The 16,408-nt window shown below is 71.0% G+C and carries 11 protein-coding genes; 5 read left to right on the plus strand and 6 right to left on the minus strand.

Going from position 1 to position 16,408, the window contains the following annotated elements:
• Positions 1–7 precede the first annotated feature (7 nt).
• From QMG73_RS06440 to QMG73_RS06455, 4 genes are read left to right on the plus strand one after another with little or no spacing between them, the layout of a single operon-like run.
• The gene (locus tag QMG73_RS06440; RefSeq protein WP_281893094.1) at positions 8–1,423 is read left to right on the plus strand and encodes an ABC transporter substrate-binding protein; all 1,416 of its coding nucleotides are present in this window, start codon (positions 8–10) and stop codon (positions 1,421–1,423) included.
• Entirely contained in the window at positions 1,420–2,286 is an 867-nt protein-coding gene (locus QMG73_RS06445) for an ABC transporter permease (RefSeq protein ID WP_281893095.1), read from the plus strand. Before QMG73_RS06440 ends, QMG73_RS06445 begins: the two co-directional genes overlap by 4 nt.
• The gene (locus tag QMG73_RS06450) at positions 2,283–3,044 is read left to right on the plus strand and encodes an ABC transporter ATP-binding protein (RefSeq protein ID WP_281893096.1); all 762 of its coding nucleotides are present in this window, start codon (positions 2,283–2,285) and stop codon (positions 3,042–3,044) included. The genes QMG73_RS06445 and QMG73_RS06450 overlap by 4 nt, the downstream gene beginning before the upstream one ends.
• On the plus strand, positions 3,026–5,704 hold the full coding sequence (locus QMG73_RS06455; RefSeq protein WP_281893097.1) for a fumarate reductase/succinate dehydrogenase flavoprotein subunit: 2,679 nt from the start codon (positions 3,026–3,028) through the stop codon (positions 5,702–5,704). Before QMG73_RS06450 ends, QMG73_RS06455 begins: the two co-directional genes overlap by 19 nt.
• Before the next feature lie 59 nt (positions 5,705–5,763).
• On the opposite strand, the gene QMG73_RS06460 is transcribed toward QMG73_RS06455, so the two are convergent.
• The 6 genes from QMG73_RS06460 to QMG73_RS06485 form a co-directional block, all read right to left on the minus strand.
• Positions 5,764–8,460, minus strand: coding sequence for a carbohydrate-binding protein (locus tag QMG73_RS06460; protein ID WP_281893098.1), 2,697 nt, complete (start codon positions 8,458–8,460; stop codon positions 5,764–5,766).
• A gap of 12 nt (positions 8,461–8,472) precedes the next feature.
• Entirely contained in the window at positions 8,473–9,303 is an 831-nt protein-coding gene (locus QMG73_RS06465; RefSeq protein WP_281893100.1) for a carbohydrate ABC transporter permease, read from the minus strand.
• On the minus strand, positions 9,300–10,220 hold the full coding sequence (locus QMG73_RS06470; RefSeq protein WP_281893101.1) for a carbohydrate ABC transporter permease: 921 nt from the start codon (positions 10,218–10,220) through the stop codon (positions 9,300–9,302). The genes QMG73_RS06465 and QMG73_RS06470 overlap by 4 nt, the downstream gene beginning before the upstream one ends.
• 2 nt (positions 10,221–10,222) lie before the next feature.
• Positions 10,223–11,530 carry an ABC transporter substrate-binding protein gene (locus QMG73_RS06475; protein WP_281893102.1) on the minus strand — a complete coding sequence of 436 codons (1,308 nt, stop codon included), beginning with the start codon at positions 11,528–11,530 and terminating at the stop codon, positions 10,223–10,225.
• Positions 11,527–13,668: an alpha-galactosidase gene (locus QMG73_RS06480; RefSeq protein ID WP_281893103.1), complete on the minus strand. Its 2,142-nt coding sequence runs from the start codon at positions 13,666–13,668 to the stop codon at positions 11,527–11,529. The genes QMG73_RS06475 and QMG73_RS06480 overlap by 4 nt, the downstream gene beginning before the upstream one ends.
• A 125-nt stretch (positions 13,669–13,793) precedes the next feature.
• Positions 13,794–14,819, minus strand: coding sequence for a LacI family DNA-binding transcriptional regulator (locus QMG73_RS06485; RefSeq protein ID WP_281893104.1), 1,026 nt, complete (start codon positions 14,817–14,819; stop codon positions 13,794–13,796).
• 125 nt (positions 14,820–14,944) lie between these two features.
• Between QMG73_RS06485 and QMG73_RS06490 the strand changes: the two genes are divergently transcribed.
• Positions 14,945–16,189: a serine hydrolase domain-containing protein gene (locus QMG73_RS06490; protein ID WP_281893105.1), complete on the plus strand. Its 1,245-nt coding sequence runs from the start codon at positions 14,945–14,947 to the stop codon at positions 16,187–16,189.
• Positions 16,190–16,408 lie beyond the last annotated feature (219 nt).

Here is a 16,408-nt window from a genome sequence, read left to right on the forward strand (position 1 = left end):
GAACGCCATGCGCACGCTCGCCGCCCTGGCAGCCCTCACCGTGACCGCGGCCGGCTGCTCGGTCGCGGACGCCACCGCCGACACCGCCGCCGGCGCCGAACAGGTCGTCGTCGGGTACCAGTCCAAGACCATCAACACCGTCACCGCCGGCACGCTGCTGCGCGCCCAGGGATACTTCGAGAAACGCCTCGCCGAGCTGGGCGCGAAGAACGGCAAGAAGTACGCGGTGACATGGCAGGACTACGACACCGGCGCGCCGATCACCGCCCAGATGATGGCCGGCAAGATAGACATCGGCTCGATGGGCGACTACCCGCTGCTCATCAACGGCGCGCGCGGCCAGCAGACCGCGCAGACCCACACGAAGTTCGTCTCCATCACCGGATACAACACGCGGGGCGGGCTCAACAGCATCGTCGTCGCGCCCGACTCGAAGGTCCGCACGCTCGCCGACCTGCGCGGCGCGACCGTGTCGACCAGCGTCGGCTCCGCCGGCCACGGGCTGCTGGTCCAGGCCGCCCGCAAGGCCGGGCTCGACCCGACCAAGGACTTCAAGACCGAGAACCAGCAACCCCAGGTCGGCGCGACGGCGCTCCGGTCGGGCGCGGTCGCGGCGCTGTCCCAGTTCGTCGCATGGCCGGGCCTTCTGGTACACCAAGGGCAGGCGCGCCTGCTCTATGACGGCGGCCAGTTGGGGGTACCGACGTTTCACGGCGTCGTCGTCCGTGAGGCTTACGCCACCGAGAAGGGCGACGTGGTGCGCGCCTTCCTCCAGGCGCAGATCGACGCCACGAAGTACCTGCACGAGCAGCCGCTGGCCGCCGCCAAGAGCGTCGCCGAGGCCACCGGGCTGCCCGCCGAGGTCGTGTACCTCTACAACGGACCCAACGGAGTGTCCACCTTCGACACCACCGTCAAGCAGGTCCTGCGGGACGCGTTCGCCCAGGACGTGCCGTTCCTGAAGGAGATCGGCGTGCTCCAGGGTATCGACCTCTCCGCGTACGTCGACGACAGCTACCTCCGCGCGGTCTACGGGGACGGGTACGACAAGGACGCGGCGTCCACGGCGAACCCGGCCGCGATCACCGGCGACGACCCGGTCTGCGGGCGCGCGGCCGGCGACCCGGCGACCGCCAGCGAAGTGTGGCCGGCGGGTTCCGACACCACCCGACCAGCCGCGACACCGACCTGCCTGTTGCGGGCCGTACGGGCAGCCGCCCAGCCGCCCCGCGCGGTGTACGTGCCGGACACCACCACCGGTACCCGTTGGTTCGCGGACAAGGCGATCTGGGTACGCGACCCCGCCGCGCCGGAGCAGGAGCGCTTCAAGCCGTTCACCACACCGACGCTGGCCAACTCCTATGTGGCCGGTCACGCCGGCGCGGCCGTCGTCTCCTACGCCGAGGCGGTGAAAGCGGCATGACGACGCTGACCCTGGCCGGCACGGCGGAGGAGGCACCGGCGCGGCCCATCACCGCGACCGCCCGGCACGGCCGCCGGTACCCGACCTGGCTACGCTGGCTGGTGCGGGCCGGCTCGCTGGCCACCGCCCTCACGCTGTACCAGTGGGTGACGGCCGCCGACATCAACCTCGGCGTGCGCTTCGACCGGCTGCCCACCCTCGCCGAGCTCGGCGAGTCGCTCGGCCACCACCTCGCCAGCGGCCAGTACTACCTGGACATCACGCAGAGCCTCATCCGCATCCTGACCGGGTTCGCGTTGGCGTCCGTGGTCGGGGTGGCGTGCGGGGTCGCCGTGGCCCGGTCGCGGGTGCTCGCCGACCTGCTCCAGCCGCTGTTCGAGGTGGTACGGCCGATCCCCGCGATCGCGCTGGTGCCGGTGGCGATCCTGGTGTTTCCCACCAACGAGCAGGGCATCGTGTTCATCACGTTCACGGCGGCGTTCTTCCCCATCCTGGTCAGTACCCGGCACGCCGTGGGCGCCGTGCCGACCGTGTGGGAAGACGCGGTGCGCACCATGGGCGGCGGGCGGCTGCGGGTACTCGCCAGCGTCGTGCTGCCCGGCAGCCTGCCCGGTGTCTTCAGTGGACTGTCGGTGGGCATGGGCGTGTCCTGGATCTGCGTCATCTCCGCGGAGATGATCTCCGGGGACTTCGGCATCGGGTACCGCACCTGGCAGTCGTACACGATCGTCGACTACCCGGGCGTGCTCGTCGGCATGGCCACGATCGGCGTACTCGGCTGGGCCACCGCCGGAGCCGTCGAGCTCGCCGGCCGCCGGGCCACCCGCTGGCTGCCCGCCCGAGCCCGGGAACGGCAGCGATGATCGCGCTGCGGGCCGAGGGGCTCAGCCTCGGATACGACGGCGCGCCCGTGGTGTCCGGTGTGGACCTCGCCATCGAGCCCGGCGAGCTGTTCGCCGTCGCCGGGGCGTCGGGGTGCGGCAAATCCACGCTGCTGCGCGCGTTCGCGGGGCTGCTGCCGCCCCGCGCCGGCACCCTGCTCGCCGGCGACGAACCGGTACGCGGCACGTCGCCGGACCGGGCACTGGTCTTCCAGGACGACGCGCTGCTGCCCTGGCGCACCGCCCGGCGCAACGTCGAGCTGCCCCTCGCCATCCGCGGCGTACCCCGCTCCGAGCGCCGCGCCCGTGCCGCCGAGTGGCTCGCCCGGGTCGGCCTCGCCGGTCAGGAACGGCGGCTGCCCGGCCAGCTCTCCGGCGGCATGCGCCAGCGCGTCCAGCTCGCCCGCACGCTCGCCGGCGCACCCCGCGCGGTACTCATGGACGAGCCCTTCGGAGCCCTTGACGCGCAGACCCGGGCGGCGATGCAGCGGCTGCTCATCGAGGTGCGCGACGCGTCGCCGGCCACCGTGGTCTTCGTGACCCACGACGTCGATGAGGCGCTGCTGCTCGGTGACCGGGTCGCCGTGCTCGCCCCGGACGGCGTGCGCGACCTGGTCGACGTGCCGCACCCGCGCGACGTCGACGCCCGCGGCGCGCCCGAGGTGGCCGCCGCCCGTACCCGGATCCTGACCGCCCTGGAGCCCGTCCTGGAGGCCGAGCCGTGCGCACCCCGTCCCTGACCGACCGGCTGGAGCTCGACTGCGACGTGCTCGTCGTCGGCGGTGGCACGGCCGGCACGATGGCCGCCATCTCCGCCGCCGAGAACGGCGCGCGCGTGCTGGTGCTGGAGAAGGCGCACGTGCGGCACTCCGGCGCCCTCGCCATGGGCATGGACGGCGTCAACAACGCGGTCATCCCCGGCAAGGCCACGCCCGAGGCGTACGTCGCCGAGATCACCCGCGCCAACGACGGCGTCGTCAACCAGCGCACCATCCACCAGACCGCCACCCGCGGGTACGACATGGTGCGGCGGCTGGAGAGGTACGGCGTCAAGTTCGAGAAGGACGAGCACGGCGAGTACGCGGTGCGTCGCGTGCACCGCAACGGCAGCTACGTCCTGCCGATGCCGGAGGGGCGCGACATCAAGAAGGTGCTGTACCGGGTCCTGCGCGAGCGGAAGATGCGCGAACGGGTGCGCATCGAGAACCGGGTGATGCCGGTACGGGTGCTCACGCGGGACGGGCGTGCCGTCGGGGTGGCCGGGCTGCACACCCGCACCGGGGAGTTCGTCACCGTGTCGGCGGGCGCGGTCATCCTCGCGACCGGCGCGTGTGGACGGTTGGGGCTGCCCGCCAGCGGCTACCTGTACGGCACCTACGAGAACCCGACCAACGCGGGTGACGGGTACGCGATGGCGTACCACGCGGGGGCGGAGCTGTCAGGGATCGAGTGCTTCCAGATCAACCCGCTCATCAAGGACTACAACGGTCCCGCGTGCGCCTATGTGGCCAACCCGTTCGGCGGGTACCAGGTCAACAACCGGGGCGAGCGGTTCGTCGACTGCGACTACTGGTCCGGGCAGATGATGGCCGAGGTGGCCCGGGAGATCTCCTCGGCGCGCGGGCCCATCTACCTCAAGCTCACCCACCTGCCGGGCGAGACCATCTCCGCGCTGGAGAACATCCTGCACAGCACGGAACGCCCGACGCGGGGGACCTTTCACGCCGGGCGGGGCCACGACTACCGCACCCACGACGTGGAGATGCACATCTCCGAGATCGGGCTGTGCGGCGGGCATTCGGCATCGGGCGTGTGGGTCGACGAGCACGGCGCGACGACGGTACCCGGGCTCTACGCCGCCGGTGACCTGGCGTGCGTGCCGCACAACTACATGATCGGCGCGTTCGTGTTCGGCGAGCTCGCCGGCGCGCACGCCGCCGGGTTGGCGCCCGTCGAAGGCCCCTTGCCGGAGGATCAGCTGGCCGAGGCGCACGCCCTCATCTACCGCCCGCTGTCCAATCCGGACGGTCCACCGCAGACACAGGTCGAGTACAAGCTGCGCCGCTTCGTCAACGACTACCTGACCCCGCCGAAGACCGCCGCGAAGATGGACATCGCCGTCGAGGCGTTCGAGCGGATGCGCGACGAGATCGACGCCATGGGTGGCCGCACCCCGCACGAGCTGATGCGCTGCGCCGAGGTGACGTTCATCCGGGACTGCGCGGAGATGGCCGCGCGCGCCTCGCTCGTGCGCACCGAGAGCCGGTGGGGCCTCTACCACGACCGGGCCGACACGCCGGAACGCGACGACGAGGACTGGTTCTGCCACCTCAACCTGCGCCGCTCCCCGGATGGCGAGATGACGTTCGTGAAGCGCCCCGTCGCACCGTATCTGGTGCCCGTCGACGGGTTCACACCGGTCGACTTCGACGCGGTCGAGGTCGTCGAGCCGGCGCGCGCCGTCCTCGCTGGCGCCGCCGCCACGCCCGACACCGCACCCGCGCGGACCGCTGTCGCCGAGGGGCGGCTGCTGGAGGTGCTGCGGCTCGCCGACGAGCAGGCCGACGCGGTGGCGCTCCGGCCGTACCTGTCCGATGTGGACCCCGACGTGCGGCGTACCGCCATCGCGGCCCTGACAGAGTCGGCGGCCGACGGCGCCGCCCCGGAGCTCGTGGTGGCGCTGGCCGACACCGACGCCGGCGTTCGCGCGGCCGCCGTGGCGGCACTGCGGGAGCTGGCGGACGTCCTGCCCCCATCCGTCGGCGCGCCGCTGCGCTCCCGCGCGGGCTCCGCCGACGCGGCGGTCCGCGCGGTGGTGACCGAGCTGCTGCGGGTCACCGGCACCGGCACCCTCGCCGACTTCGCACCGGCCCTGGCCGACGGCGACGTGTCGGTGCGGCTCCAGGCGGTACGCGGACTGGTGCGACTCGACGCGGCCGCCGCCCTGGAACCGGCCGTGGCCGACGCGGCCCGAGAGGTGCGGGTCGCCGCCGCACACGGACTCGGGACGATCGGCGTACCCGCCGGCGCGCCGCTGCTGGCGCGGCTGGCCGCCGACGGCGAGGCGCTGGTGCGGGCGGCGGCCCTGGTGGCCGCGGCGGCGTTGGGCTGCCCTTCGCCGCTCGAACTCACGGCCGTCGCCAGCCTCTCCGACGCGGCGTGGCAGGTGCGCGAGGGCGCCGCGGTGGCGCTCGGCGGGGCGCCGCCGGAGACGGCGATCCCGTCGCTGCTGGCCGCCACCGGCGACGCCAACCACGACGTGCGACGGGCCGCGGTCCGCTCGCTGGCGCCGTGGGCCGACCGCCCCGAGGTGGCGGAGGCGCTGCGCACGCTCGCGACAACGGACCCCGACGCCGACGTCCGCGCCTACGCCCGCGTTCCCCTCCCCACCCCTTCGTGATCAGGGCGTCCCTCAAGTCGTTAGAGCTACTTGAGGGACGCCCTGATCTTGCCGAAGAGTCAGGGAGCGGGAACGGTGGTGGGCACGCCGACCACCGCCGGGGCGATGACCACCTTGTCGATGTCCGGCGCCCACGCGGACGGGTTCCCGAAGACCAGGCTGCCGTTCGCGGTGGTCAGGGTCACCGGGATGGTGCGCTCCAGGAAGCTGTTCCACGCGTACGTGTACCGGAAGTAGGCGTATCCGCTGCCGCCACCCGTCTCCGTCACGTTGAGCCGGCGGTCGACGACCTGCGGGTTGTAGTCGTGGCGCCCACTGAGCTCCGCGTTGGCGTACGTGACGGCGATGTCGTAGTCGCCCGGCTTGTCGAAGCCCGCCGCACGGGGAATCTCGAACGTGTTTCCGGCGCCGTTTCCGACCGACCCGATCCCCTTCAGGCCCGACGCGTTACTGCCGGAGTTGTCGGCGTACGTGGTGACCGCCGCCCCGCCGTGGCGGATGGTGTCTTCCGCCTGGATGGTGACCGCGGCGCTGTCGGCGTCCGGGGTGCGCGTCGTGGTCAGCTGCTGGAGCAGGATGCCGTTCTTCGAACGCACCTCGACCTCGTTGATGCCCTGGCTCAGGTGCGCGCGCACGGTGGAGCGCCAGGCACCGGCCTTACGCGGCTTGAACGTCGCGACCTCCCGGCCGTTGACCGACACCGTGGCGTCGGTGGCGGCGATGCTTCGGTAGTCCAGCGTCAGGTCGTGGTAACCGGTCTCCCACGCCTGCACGTACGCGTCGGCGCGGTCCTTCTTGCCCTGGATGGAGGCGTACCCCCGGGCCGCCGGGACGTCGTACGTGACGCGGGCGCCACCGGCGTACCGCAGCGTGGACGCCGGATACACCGTCGGCTCGCCGTCGGTGACGTCGGTCAGCAGGAACTTGTCGAGCGTGATGTCGGAGTTCGGCAGCACGCTCGCACCGTCCAGACTGGACCGCAGCGACAGCGTGTGCTGGCCGGCGGTCAGCGGGATGGTGACCTCGACGCTGCCCCGGTACTGCCACTTCTGGTACAAGGTGAGCGCCAGGTCGGCGGTGTACTGCACGATGGTCGGGTTGGCACCGTCGACGAAGAGCGCGTGCCGTCCCGGCGTACCCGGTGTCCCGCCGATCACCTGGAAGCGGTACCGGCCGTCGCGCGGCACGGTGACGGTCCAGTCGGCTTTGGAGGTCGGCTTGTTGAACGAGCCGACGTCGTGGCTGCCCGAAGCGAGGAACTTCCAGCCACCGCCGGCCAGCGGGTCCTGGAAGTACACGGTGGCGTCGGTGAGCGCGGTGCTCTCCGCCTCGACGCTGGCCGTCCACACCGGACTCGCGGTGACAGCACGGTCCTGGGAGGGCGTGATGAGCACCTGGTAAGCGGCGTACCGGTCGTAGGTGGGCACCTCCAGGGTGGCGGACCGCTTCGTGAGGGCCACACCGTCGAGCGCCTTGATGACGCGCGGCGTGCCGGAGACACCTTCGGCGCCGGAGAGGGTGATCTCGCGGACCTCGATGTCGACCAGGTCGTCGAAGACCCAGCGCGGCAGGCCGTTCAGGCGCAGCGACACCGGCTTGCTCCCGCCGCCGAAGAGGACGGTGGCGCGCTTGTTGCGGGTGTCGATGGCGCCGATTCCCTGGAGCGTGTCGACGGCGTTCAGCGCCGGCGGCGTCACCGCGACCGTCTTGCCGCCTTCCAGGTCGCCGTACCACTTGTACATCCACCATCCGGCGTTGGCGGCGTTGGCGCGGGCGCTGTTGTCGTTGAAGTTGCCGGCGTAGGCCCAGTAGGCGGTCTGCCCGTCGATCTTCAGGTCTTCCATGATGGACAGCCACTGGACGAGCTGGCCCGGGGTGCCCATGTCGCGCAGCATGCCGTACTCGGTGATGTTGACGTGGATCGGGTCGATCCCGAGGTCCTTCTCCAGCTGGCGGTACGCGGCGTAGTTGGCGCGGAACGTGCTCAGGTTGTTGATGCCCAGCTCGTGCCAGATGAACACGTCGGGCAGCACGTTGTTGGCCTTGGCGAACGTGAGGATCTCGGCGGAACGCTGCGGCTGCCAGCGGGTGTCACCGGGGCCGCCGATGCGCGCGTGCCCGAGCCCGTGCCGCGCGTACACCTCCTGGATCTTGTCGTACGTCGCCTTCCAGTCGGCGAGGAAGGTGTCTTTGAGCGTGCCCCAGTCGTTGTACCAGTTGCCGCCGTCCGGCTCGTTGAACGGGATGAACAGGTAGTCCTTCGGGCGGGCCGATCCGGTCGCGACCGCCTCGGTGACGAACTCGACGACCTCCAGGTAGTCCCAGATACCGTTCGGCGTCGAGGTGTAGGTGCCGTCGGCCTGGTTGTACGTGCGGTCGTCGCCGGGACGCCGGCCGCCGTTGTACGGCCACTCCGGGTAGTAGTCCTGGACGTAGATGCACATCTCCTTGCCGTGCTTGGCGAAGAAGCCGTCTTCCACTTTGAGCGCGTCGCCGCTGGGGTGCTGCGTGCCGTACGGCGCCTTCTGCGACGTGTTGGTGATGTGGGCGCCGTTGATGAGCGCCCGGGTGGGCGCCCCGTCGTCGCCGAACCCGTACAGCGTGCCCGTCGCGCCGCCCCGGAAGTCTCCCGTGGTCTGGGAGAAGTCGACGCTGAGAACGTCACTGGACTCTTCAGCCGCCGCCGGCATGGATAGCGTGCCTCCCACGAGCATGATGACGGCGCAGGTCGCCGTCAGCTTGGCAATCCGGTGCATCAAGTCTCCCTATTACTTCACGGCGCCGCTCGTGATACCCGAGATGATCTTGCGCTGCGCGATCGCGAAGACAGCGATCAGCGGCAGGCTCATCAGGATCACGTAGGCGAAGATGAGGTGCCAGTTGTTGAGGTACAGGCCCGCACTCGCGACCCGGAACAGGTTCAGCGGCAGGGTGTCGATGCGCCCGCCGATGACGAAGAACGCGTAGAACACGTCGTTCCACACGTACAGGCAGATGAGGATGGTGGCGGTGGCGAGTACCGGCCGCAGCATCGGCAGCACCACCTTGCGAAACACCGTCAGCGGGCCGGCGCCGTCGATCTGCGCGGCCTCCTCCAGCGACTCCGGGATCGTCCGGACGAAGCCGGTGACGAAGAAGATGACCGTCGACATGTAGATTCCCATGTAGACGCCGATCATCCCGATCGCGGTGCCCGCCAGGCCGAGCTGGCGCAGCAGGAGCACCACGGTGACCACCGCCGGCGGCAGCACGATGCCGCTGATGCCGAGGGCGTACAGCACCGCGTTGAGGCGGGTGGCGCGGCGGGCCAGTACCCACGACGCCAGGCTGCCGAAGGCGAGCACGCCGAACACGGTGGGCACGACGACGAGCAGGCTGCCGAAGAAGGCGGCCGGTACGTCGCCGTCCGTCCACACCTGGCGGAGGTTTTCCCACAGGTGCCATTCGGACGGCGGCGACAGGTTGGGGTTCAGCGCCTCGCCCTGCGACTTTCCGGCGGTCGCCACGACGAGCCACAGTGGAATCCCGATGACGGAGGCCACCAGGAGGACCGTGACGATCGGCTGCAGTCGCCGCCAGATCTGAGCGTCGGAGTTCACAGCACCGCCTCCCGCCTGCGCAGCACGTAGATCACCGGGAACGCCATCAGCGCGACGAGCAGGAACAGCACCAGGCTCATCGTGGTGGCCTGGGCGAACAGGCCCTGGCCGAAGGTGCGGTAGATGAAGATGTTCAGGATCTCGGTGGTGCGGGCCGGACCCCCGCCGGTGGTGGCCTGCACGATGTCGAACCCGTTCATCGAGCCCAGCAGAGCGGTGGCCACGTTGAACGTGACCGCCGGTGCCAGCAGCGGCGACCGGATCCGCCAGAAGGTCCGCCACCGGGAGGCGCCGTCGATGCGCGCCGCCTCGATGATGTCCTCCGGGATCGTCTTCAGGCCCGCCAGGTAGATGAGCATCGACAGGCCCATCCACTTCCAGGCGTGTATGACCGCGACCACCACGATGGTCCAGGTGGTGTCGCCCAGCCACGCGTACGTGAACAGGTTTCCGGGCTTCAGCAGGGCCTGGAAGATGTACCCGACGGCGAGCGCCGACATCAGCACGGGGATGAGGAAGAAGACCCGCGCGATCCGGTTGAGCCGGGTGTCCCGTTCCAGCAGCACGGCGAGGGCGAACCCGAACAGGTTCTGGAAGATGGCCACCAGCACCGCGTACACGACGGTGATGCGCAGCGCGCGCCACAGCGTGCCGTTGGACGCCAGGTCCTCGAAGTTCGCGAAGCCCACCGGGTTGATCTCGGCCTTGAAGCCCGACCAGTCGGTGAACGCGTAGATGAAGTTGAACAGCGTGGGCAGGAAGAAGAACACCAGCAGGATCGCCAGCGCCGGTCCCAGAAACCACATCGGGTGCGTCTGGCGGTTGATCCTGCCGGCGGGGCGGCGCCCGGTCCGGGCCACCGACGGTGTCGGCGGTCCGGACCGGTCCAGTGCCGGTGTGGTCTCTACTGTGGACATGTCTAGAACCCGGGTGCTCCGGCCGCCTTGGCGAGCTGGTTGAACTGGTCCTGGGTCGCCGTGGCCACCTGCTCCGGTGTCATCGTGCCGGTGATCATGTCGGCCAGGTTGATGTACAGGTCAGGGTTGGCCACCGCGAGCGCCTGCATCGAGCCCACCGAGGTCGGCAGCGACGCGTGCACGTCGAGCAGCGCCTTCGGCACGCCCGGCGGGTTCTGCACGGCCGTCTCCAGCGACACGGTGTTGCGGTCGGCGATGAAGTCGGCGTAACCGGGGCCCATCCAGTACGACATCAGCTGTCGCGCCGCGGCCTCGCGCTTGGCGTCGCCGGTCTTGAACGCGACCAGCGCGTTGCTCTGGTCCGGGATGAACGTGCCGACGTTGCCGGACGGCGAGATCGGGAAGAAGCCGATCTTGGAGTCGAGGGTGGCGGTGTCGGCCTTGGCCTGCAGCTGCCCGAAGAACGAGTTGACCTGCACCACCATCGCGGCCTGGCCGGCGAGCAGCGCCGCGCCCTGGTCCTCGAACTTGGCCGTCTTGATGTTCGAGTTGAACAGCCCCTCGTCGATCAGCGCCTTGTACTTCTTGATGGCGTCGAGGATCGTCGGGTCGGTGAACTTCTCCTCGCCCTTGTTCACCTTGTCCCACAGCCCCGCCTTCGCGGCGTCGGCGAGCTGCACCTGGATCCACCACTGGGTGCCCCAGCGGTCGGCCGCCATCTCGTAGAACGGCGTCACGCCCTTGCCCTTGAGCGTCCGTCCGATCTGGACCATCTCGTCGAAGTTCTTCGGAGTCGCCGTGATGCCGTTGGCGGCGAAGACCTCCTTGTTGTAGTAGACGCCCTCGACGGCCGGGCTGGTGATCAGCGCGGCGTACCGGGTGCCGTCGAGGATGCCGGTGATGTCCTTCAGGTCCGGCGCCAGGCTCGACAGCCACGGCGCGTCGTTCAGCGGCTGGAGGTTCGTCTTCGCGTTGATGGCGGTCAGCATCGACGCGGTCGGCTGCCAGAACGCCAGGTCCGGCTTGTCACCGGTGGCCACCTTGGTCTGGATGCCCTGCTCGTACGGGTCGGGGATGGTGACGACCTCGACCTTCGCGCCGGTGGCCGCCTGGAAGCCGGCGATCACCTTGCTGGGCACGGTGTTGCTGTTCTGCGCCGCCCAGATCGTCAGCTTGACGCCGTCGAGCTTCGCGGTCGGGTCGGCCCAGGTGGCGGGGGTGTCGGAGGAGGTCTCCGCGGCAGGGTCACTGCACGCCGCGAGCCCGAAGGTGAGCGCCGCCGCACAGGCGAGGCTGATCCATCTCTTCATCGCGTTGGTCCTTCTGCGGGTCGGGGAACAATCCGGAATACGCGCGCGGCGGTGGGCTCCGCGCCGGTGGGGGTCACGGTCAGCCGCCCGCTGTCCTGGGCCCAGTCGAGGCTCCAGGCGGGCAGCTCCCGCGGGTAGTGGACTTCGATGTCGACGTCCCCGCCGCGCAGGTGCGGCAGGTCCAATGTGGTGGGTGCCGTGGCGCCCCCGCGCCGCCACAGCGCCAGGTAGGTGACGTCACCGGCACGCAGCGCCAGGCTCAGCCAGGGGTCGTCCCAGCCGGGCAGGCCGAGCGGCCACAGCGGTACCGTCGCCGCCAGGTCGGCGCGCAGCTCCTTGTAGGCGCGCACGCCGGCACGTACGGACTCCAGTTGTGCGGGTTCCATGCGGTCCAGGCGCCCGGAGAGGTACAGCCGGCCGAGCAGGCCGGTCACCATGCTGTACGCGAGCTCCTCTTCGGACATGTCCGGCTGCGGGTACGCCCAGCTGGCTGACTGCTCAGGCAGCACGGACATCGGGGCGGCGGCGGCCACCGGCGGGTACCGCACGAAGTCCTGCTGGTCGCTTGTGGACTGGAGCTGCAACCGCGACAGCATCGCGTAGTCCATGCGCATGGCGCCGGACGCGCAGTTCTCCAGGGTCACGTGCGGGTGCCGGTCGAGCAGCCGGTCAAGCCACGCCAGGTGCGCCCGGTTGTGCTCGAGCAGCCCGTCGCCGGGGCTGTCGGCGAGCAGGTCGGTGCCGGCGCCCGGATCGATGTTGTAGTCGAGCTTGAAGTAGCCGACGCCCAACTGCTCGACCAGCCGGTCGACCACCTCGTCCAGGTGGGCCACCGCGCGCGGGTGCCGCAGGTCCAGGTGGTACCGGTCGTGCTCGACCAGCCGCACCCCGCCGCGCTGGAGGAACGCCTCCTCCGGCAGCTTGTCGGCCATCGGGCTGCGCACGCCGACCACCTCGGGCTCCAGCCACAGGCCGGGCACCATGCCGCGCTCGCGGATGCGGGCCAGGACCTCCTCGATCCCGCGCGGGAACCGGGTCTGCGACGGCTGCCACTCGCCGACGCTGTCCCACCAGTGGGTGCCGTTGTCGTACCAACCGGCGTCGATGACGAACACCTCCGCCCCGGTGTCCGCCGCGGCGTCGATCAGCGGCAGCAGCTTCGCCGTCGTCGGGTCGCCCATCAGCGTGTTCATGTAGTCGTTGAAGACCACCGGCAGCGCGGTCCGGTCGGGGTGCGGGCGCACCACCGCGCGGCGGTGGGCGGTCAGCGCCGCCACCGCGGCGTCGAATCCTCCGGAAGCGCCGCCGTCGGCCACGGCGACCGACACCGGTACCGTCGTGAAGCTCTCGCCGGGCGCGAGGCGGCGCTGCCACTGGTGGTCGAGGTCGGTGGGGCCGAGCAGCGACACGTACACGCCGTCGAGTCGCTCGCCCACCTCCCAGCGCCAGGCGCCGTTGTGCTCCACCTGCCACAGCCAGGCCGGCCCGTCGCCGCGGTGCACGAGACCGCCGGTGGGCAGGTGCACACCCGTGGACCAGGTGCCCGTGCTGACCACGGCCAGGCGGCCGCGCCCGTGCTGGCCGTGCAGGGCCAGGTGGAGATCGGGTACGTCGGCGCGCAGCGGCCGCCTCGTCCACCGGCTCTCGCCGAGCCACTCGCTGTCGCCGCGTACCAGATCGAGCTCTTCCACCGGGTACCCGATCAGGCCGGCGGCGAACGACGCGACGCCGAGCAGCGATACCGGCGTGTCGCCGCCGTTCGTGACGCGGGTGCGCACCTGGACGGCGCTGACGCCCTCCGCGGACCGGAAGGTCGTCTCGGCCGCGAGGCCGGTGCGCTCGTCGCGCAGGTCGATGCGCAGCTCGCGCCACGCGCCGTCGTGGGTCTGCGCGCTACCGGCGTAGGTCAGGCGGCGGCCGACGGCGGTCTCGGAGAAGCGGTGCGAGCCCCGGCCGCGGCCTTCGCCCGCGACCAGCACCTCGACGAGCGGCTGCGTGGCGCGAGACCGGGGCTGGCCGACCGGGTGTTGGCGGCCGCCGGCGGTCAGGGCTCGCACGGCCACTGGGCCGTCGGGGGACACGTCGACGACGAGCTTGAGCGCCGAGTGACCCCACACGAGGCTGGTGACGGTGTCCATGCTTGCCTTGTACCTCCATCGATGTGACCGGTCACATGCCATCTCTTGTGATGGAGTGTGAGCGGTCACACGCGCCCGATGGAAGACCCCGTTACCGTCTTGTTACCAACCCGCGTCGTTCGTGATCAGGGCGGTGGTGCGGTGGACTCGCGGACCACCAGGCGGGGCGGCGCCAGGCCGGACGGGGTCTCCCCCGTCACCGCCGCCAGGCAGGCGCGGCCGAGCGCCACGAAGTCCATCCGCACGGTGGTCAGGGCCGGCGTCCAGTACGCGGCGCCGGGCACGTCGTCGAAGCCCACGACGCTCACCTGGCCCGGCACGTCGCGGCCCGCCTCGTACAGCGCCCGGCGCACCGGGAGGGCGGTGTCGTCGTTGCCGCAGAGAATGGCCGTGACCCGGGAATCGGCGGCCAGCCGCTGCCCCGCCAGGTACGCCGAGTGCGGGTCCCAGCCGCCCGGCACCACCGCCGGTACCGGCGCACCGGCCGCTTCGAGCGCGTCACGCCAGCCGGCCTGCCGCGCGCTCGTGCCGGTCTCGGACGGAATCGCGACGTGGTGCACGGTGCGGTGCCCGAGCTCCAGCAGGTGCCGGGTGGCGTCGGCGGCCGCCTGGCGCTCGTCCAGGAAGATCGACGCGCGGTTCGAGCCGGGCAGGCCGCCCGCCTCGGTCGCGGCGACCGCGGGCAGGTCAGCCGGCAGCGCCCGCAGCACCCCGGCACCCGCCGAGTCGAACGCCACCACGATCACGCTGCCCGCGCTCGGGTCGGTGACGTACTCGACGGCGTGCCGCACGTCGTCGGGCCGGTCCGACTCGACCACCCGTACGCCCACGGCCAGCCCCTTGAGCCGGGCCGCCTCCTCGATGCCCTGCAGCGTCGACGCGTACCCGTAGAGCGTCGTGTCGGCGGTCACCACCGTGACCGCGTTCGCCCGCCCCAGGCCGAGGGCCCGCGCCGCGCGGTTCGGCCGGTACTCCAGCCGGTCGATGACGTCGAGCACCAGCCGACGCGTCTCGGGGCTGACGTTCGGCGAGTCGTTGAGCACCCGCGAAACGGTCTGGTAGGACACCCCCGCGGCGGCCGCCACGTCGCGGATGCTCGGCGGCGCACCGCCTCGTCGCCGGGCGGGCCGTTCGGAAGAAGATCGCACCACAGCACACATCGTGGGCGTTCGCGCTGCTCGGGTCAAAGACGATGAAGGGTCCGTCGCGCGATGTACCCGAACAATCCCGCCAGGGAACGATGTGGTCGCCCGATCCATCGCCGACGATGCGAGACATGTCGAACCTTTCCCGGAGCCTCCGGACCGTCGCGACAGCACTCGTCCTCGCCGTGTCCGCCACCGCGTTACCCGCGTCCGCCTCGGCGGACACCGACAACCGCGCGCTGCGCCAGGCGCTGTCCGCCGTCCACACCGCGGGTGCGCCGGGCGCGTTCGCCGAAGCGCGCGACGGCGGCCGCGTCTGGGCCGGCGCCACCGGTATCGCCAACCTGGCCAACGCCGCGCCGACCCGCCCGCACATGCGTCACCGCGTGGGCAGCATCACCAAGACGTTCGTGGCGGCGACGATCCTGCAGCTCGCCGGCGAGCGGCGTCTCGGGCTCGACGACCCGGTCGGCAAGCTCCTGCCCGACCTGGTGACCGGCGAGGTCGGCGAGCGGGTGACCGTGCGGATGCTGCTCAACCACACCAGCGGCATCGGCAACTACACCGACGCGCTCCTCACCTCGGTCGGCGCCGTGGTGAGCGTGGGCACCACCACGTACACGCCGGCGGAACTCGTCGCGATCGCGCTGGGCATGCCGCGCACCGGCGAGCCGGGAGCCGCGTACTCGTACTCCAACAGCAACTACATCCTCGCTGGACTGATCATCCAGCGGCTCACCGGCAACGACCCCGCCACCGAGATCACCCGGCGCATCCTGCGGCCGCTGCGGCTCACCGACACGTACTTCCCGGGCGCCGACCCGGCGATCCGCGGCCCGCACGCCGGGGCGTACTTCGCCTCGCTCGGCGTCCGCGACCTCAGCACGTACAAGATGACCTGGGGCTGGATGGCGGGCGAGCTGATCTCCACCACGTCGGACCTGAACGACTTCTACCGGGCGCTGTTCGGTGGCAAGGTGCTGTCGCCAGCGCTGCTCGCGCAGATGCGCACCACGGTGCCGTTCGACCCGTCGGAGCCGGAGGCCGGGGGCTACGGGCTGGGCGTGTACTTCCTCGCCTCGCCGTGCGGGCAGATCTGGGGCCACGACGGTGGCGTCATCGGCCAGATCACCATCTCGTGGCACCTGCCCGACCTGGGCCGCCAGGTGACGTACGCCCAGAACTTCAGCCACTACCAGTTGACGCCGGAGCTCCACCCGATCGACGAGGCGTTCCAGGCGTTCTTGGTACGCGCACTGTGCCCCGAGGCACTTGACTCGTCCACCGCGCCCCGCGACTCGGCCACGCCGGCCGCGCCGGCCGCGCCGGCCGCGCCGCTCCGGCTCGTCGATCAAGGGCAAATGCCCGTGCTTTGATCTCTTTTCCGCGTGCGTTCGCCCTTGATCGATGCGAATGCCCTTGATCGGCGGGCTACGCCGATGCGCCGCGCCCTCCCGGGCGCGGCGCGCCGGCCACGGTCGCTGGCGGTCGGCGTGAGGCATTGACAGGCGCCGTGTTAGCGATAACACTCTCCGGAAACGCGCGCGAACCGGGCACACCGCGAACCGGGCACACCATGTCCGCCACGATGTTAA

The sequence above is a fragment of the Phytohabitans aurantiacus genome, from assembly GCF_027923225.1.
GTDB classification, from domain to species: Bacteria; Actinomycetota; Actinomycetes; order Mycobacteriales; family Micromonosporaceae; genus Phytohabitans; species Phytohabitans aurantiacus.

Bases quoted from the DNA above. Each gene is read 5' to 3' on its own strand.
- QMG73_RS06440 (WP_281893094.1), top strand. From the start codon at position 8: ATGCGCACGCTCGCCGCCCTGGCAGCCCTCACCGTGACCGCGGCCGGC.
- QMG73_RS06445 (WP_281893095.1), top strand. From the start codon at position 1,420: ATGACGACGCTGACCCTGGCCGGCACGGCGGAGGAGGCACCGGCGCGG.
- QMG73_RS06450 (WP_281893096.1), top strand. From the start codon at position 2,283: ATGATCGCGCTGCGGGCCGAGGGGCTCAGCCTCGGATACGACGGCGCG.
- QMG73_RS06460 (WP_281893098.1), bottom strand. From the start codon at position 8,460: ATGCACCGGATTGCCAAGCTGACGGCGACCTGCGCCGTCATCATGCTC.
- QMG73_RS06470 (WP_281893101.1), bottom strand. From the start codon at position 10,220: ATGTCCACAGTAGAGACCACACCGGCACTGGACCGGTCCGGACCGCCG.
- QMG73_RS06475 (WP_281893102.1), bottom strand. From the start codon at position 11,530: ATGAAGAGATGGATCAGCCTCGCCTGTGCGGCGGCGCTCACCTTCGGG.
- QMG73_RS06480 (WP_281893103.1), bottom strand. From the start codon at position 13,668: ATGGACACCGTCACCAGCCTCGTGTGGGGTCACTCGGCGCTCAAGCTC.
- QMG73_RS06490 (WP_281893105.1), top strand. From the start codon at position 14,945: ATGTCGAACCTTTCCCGGAGCCTCCGGACCGTCGCGACAGCACTCGTC.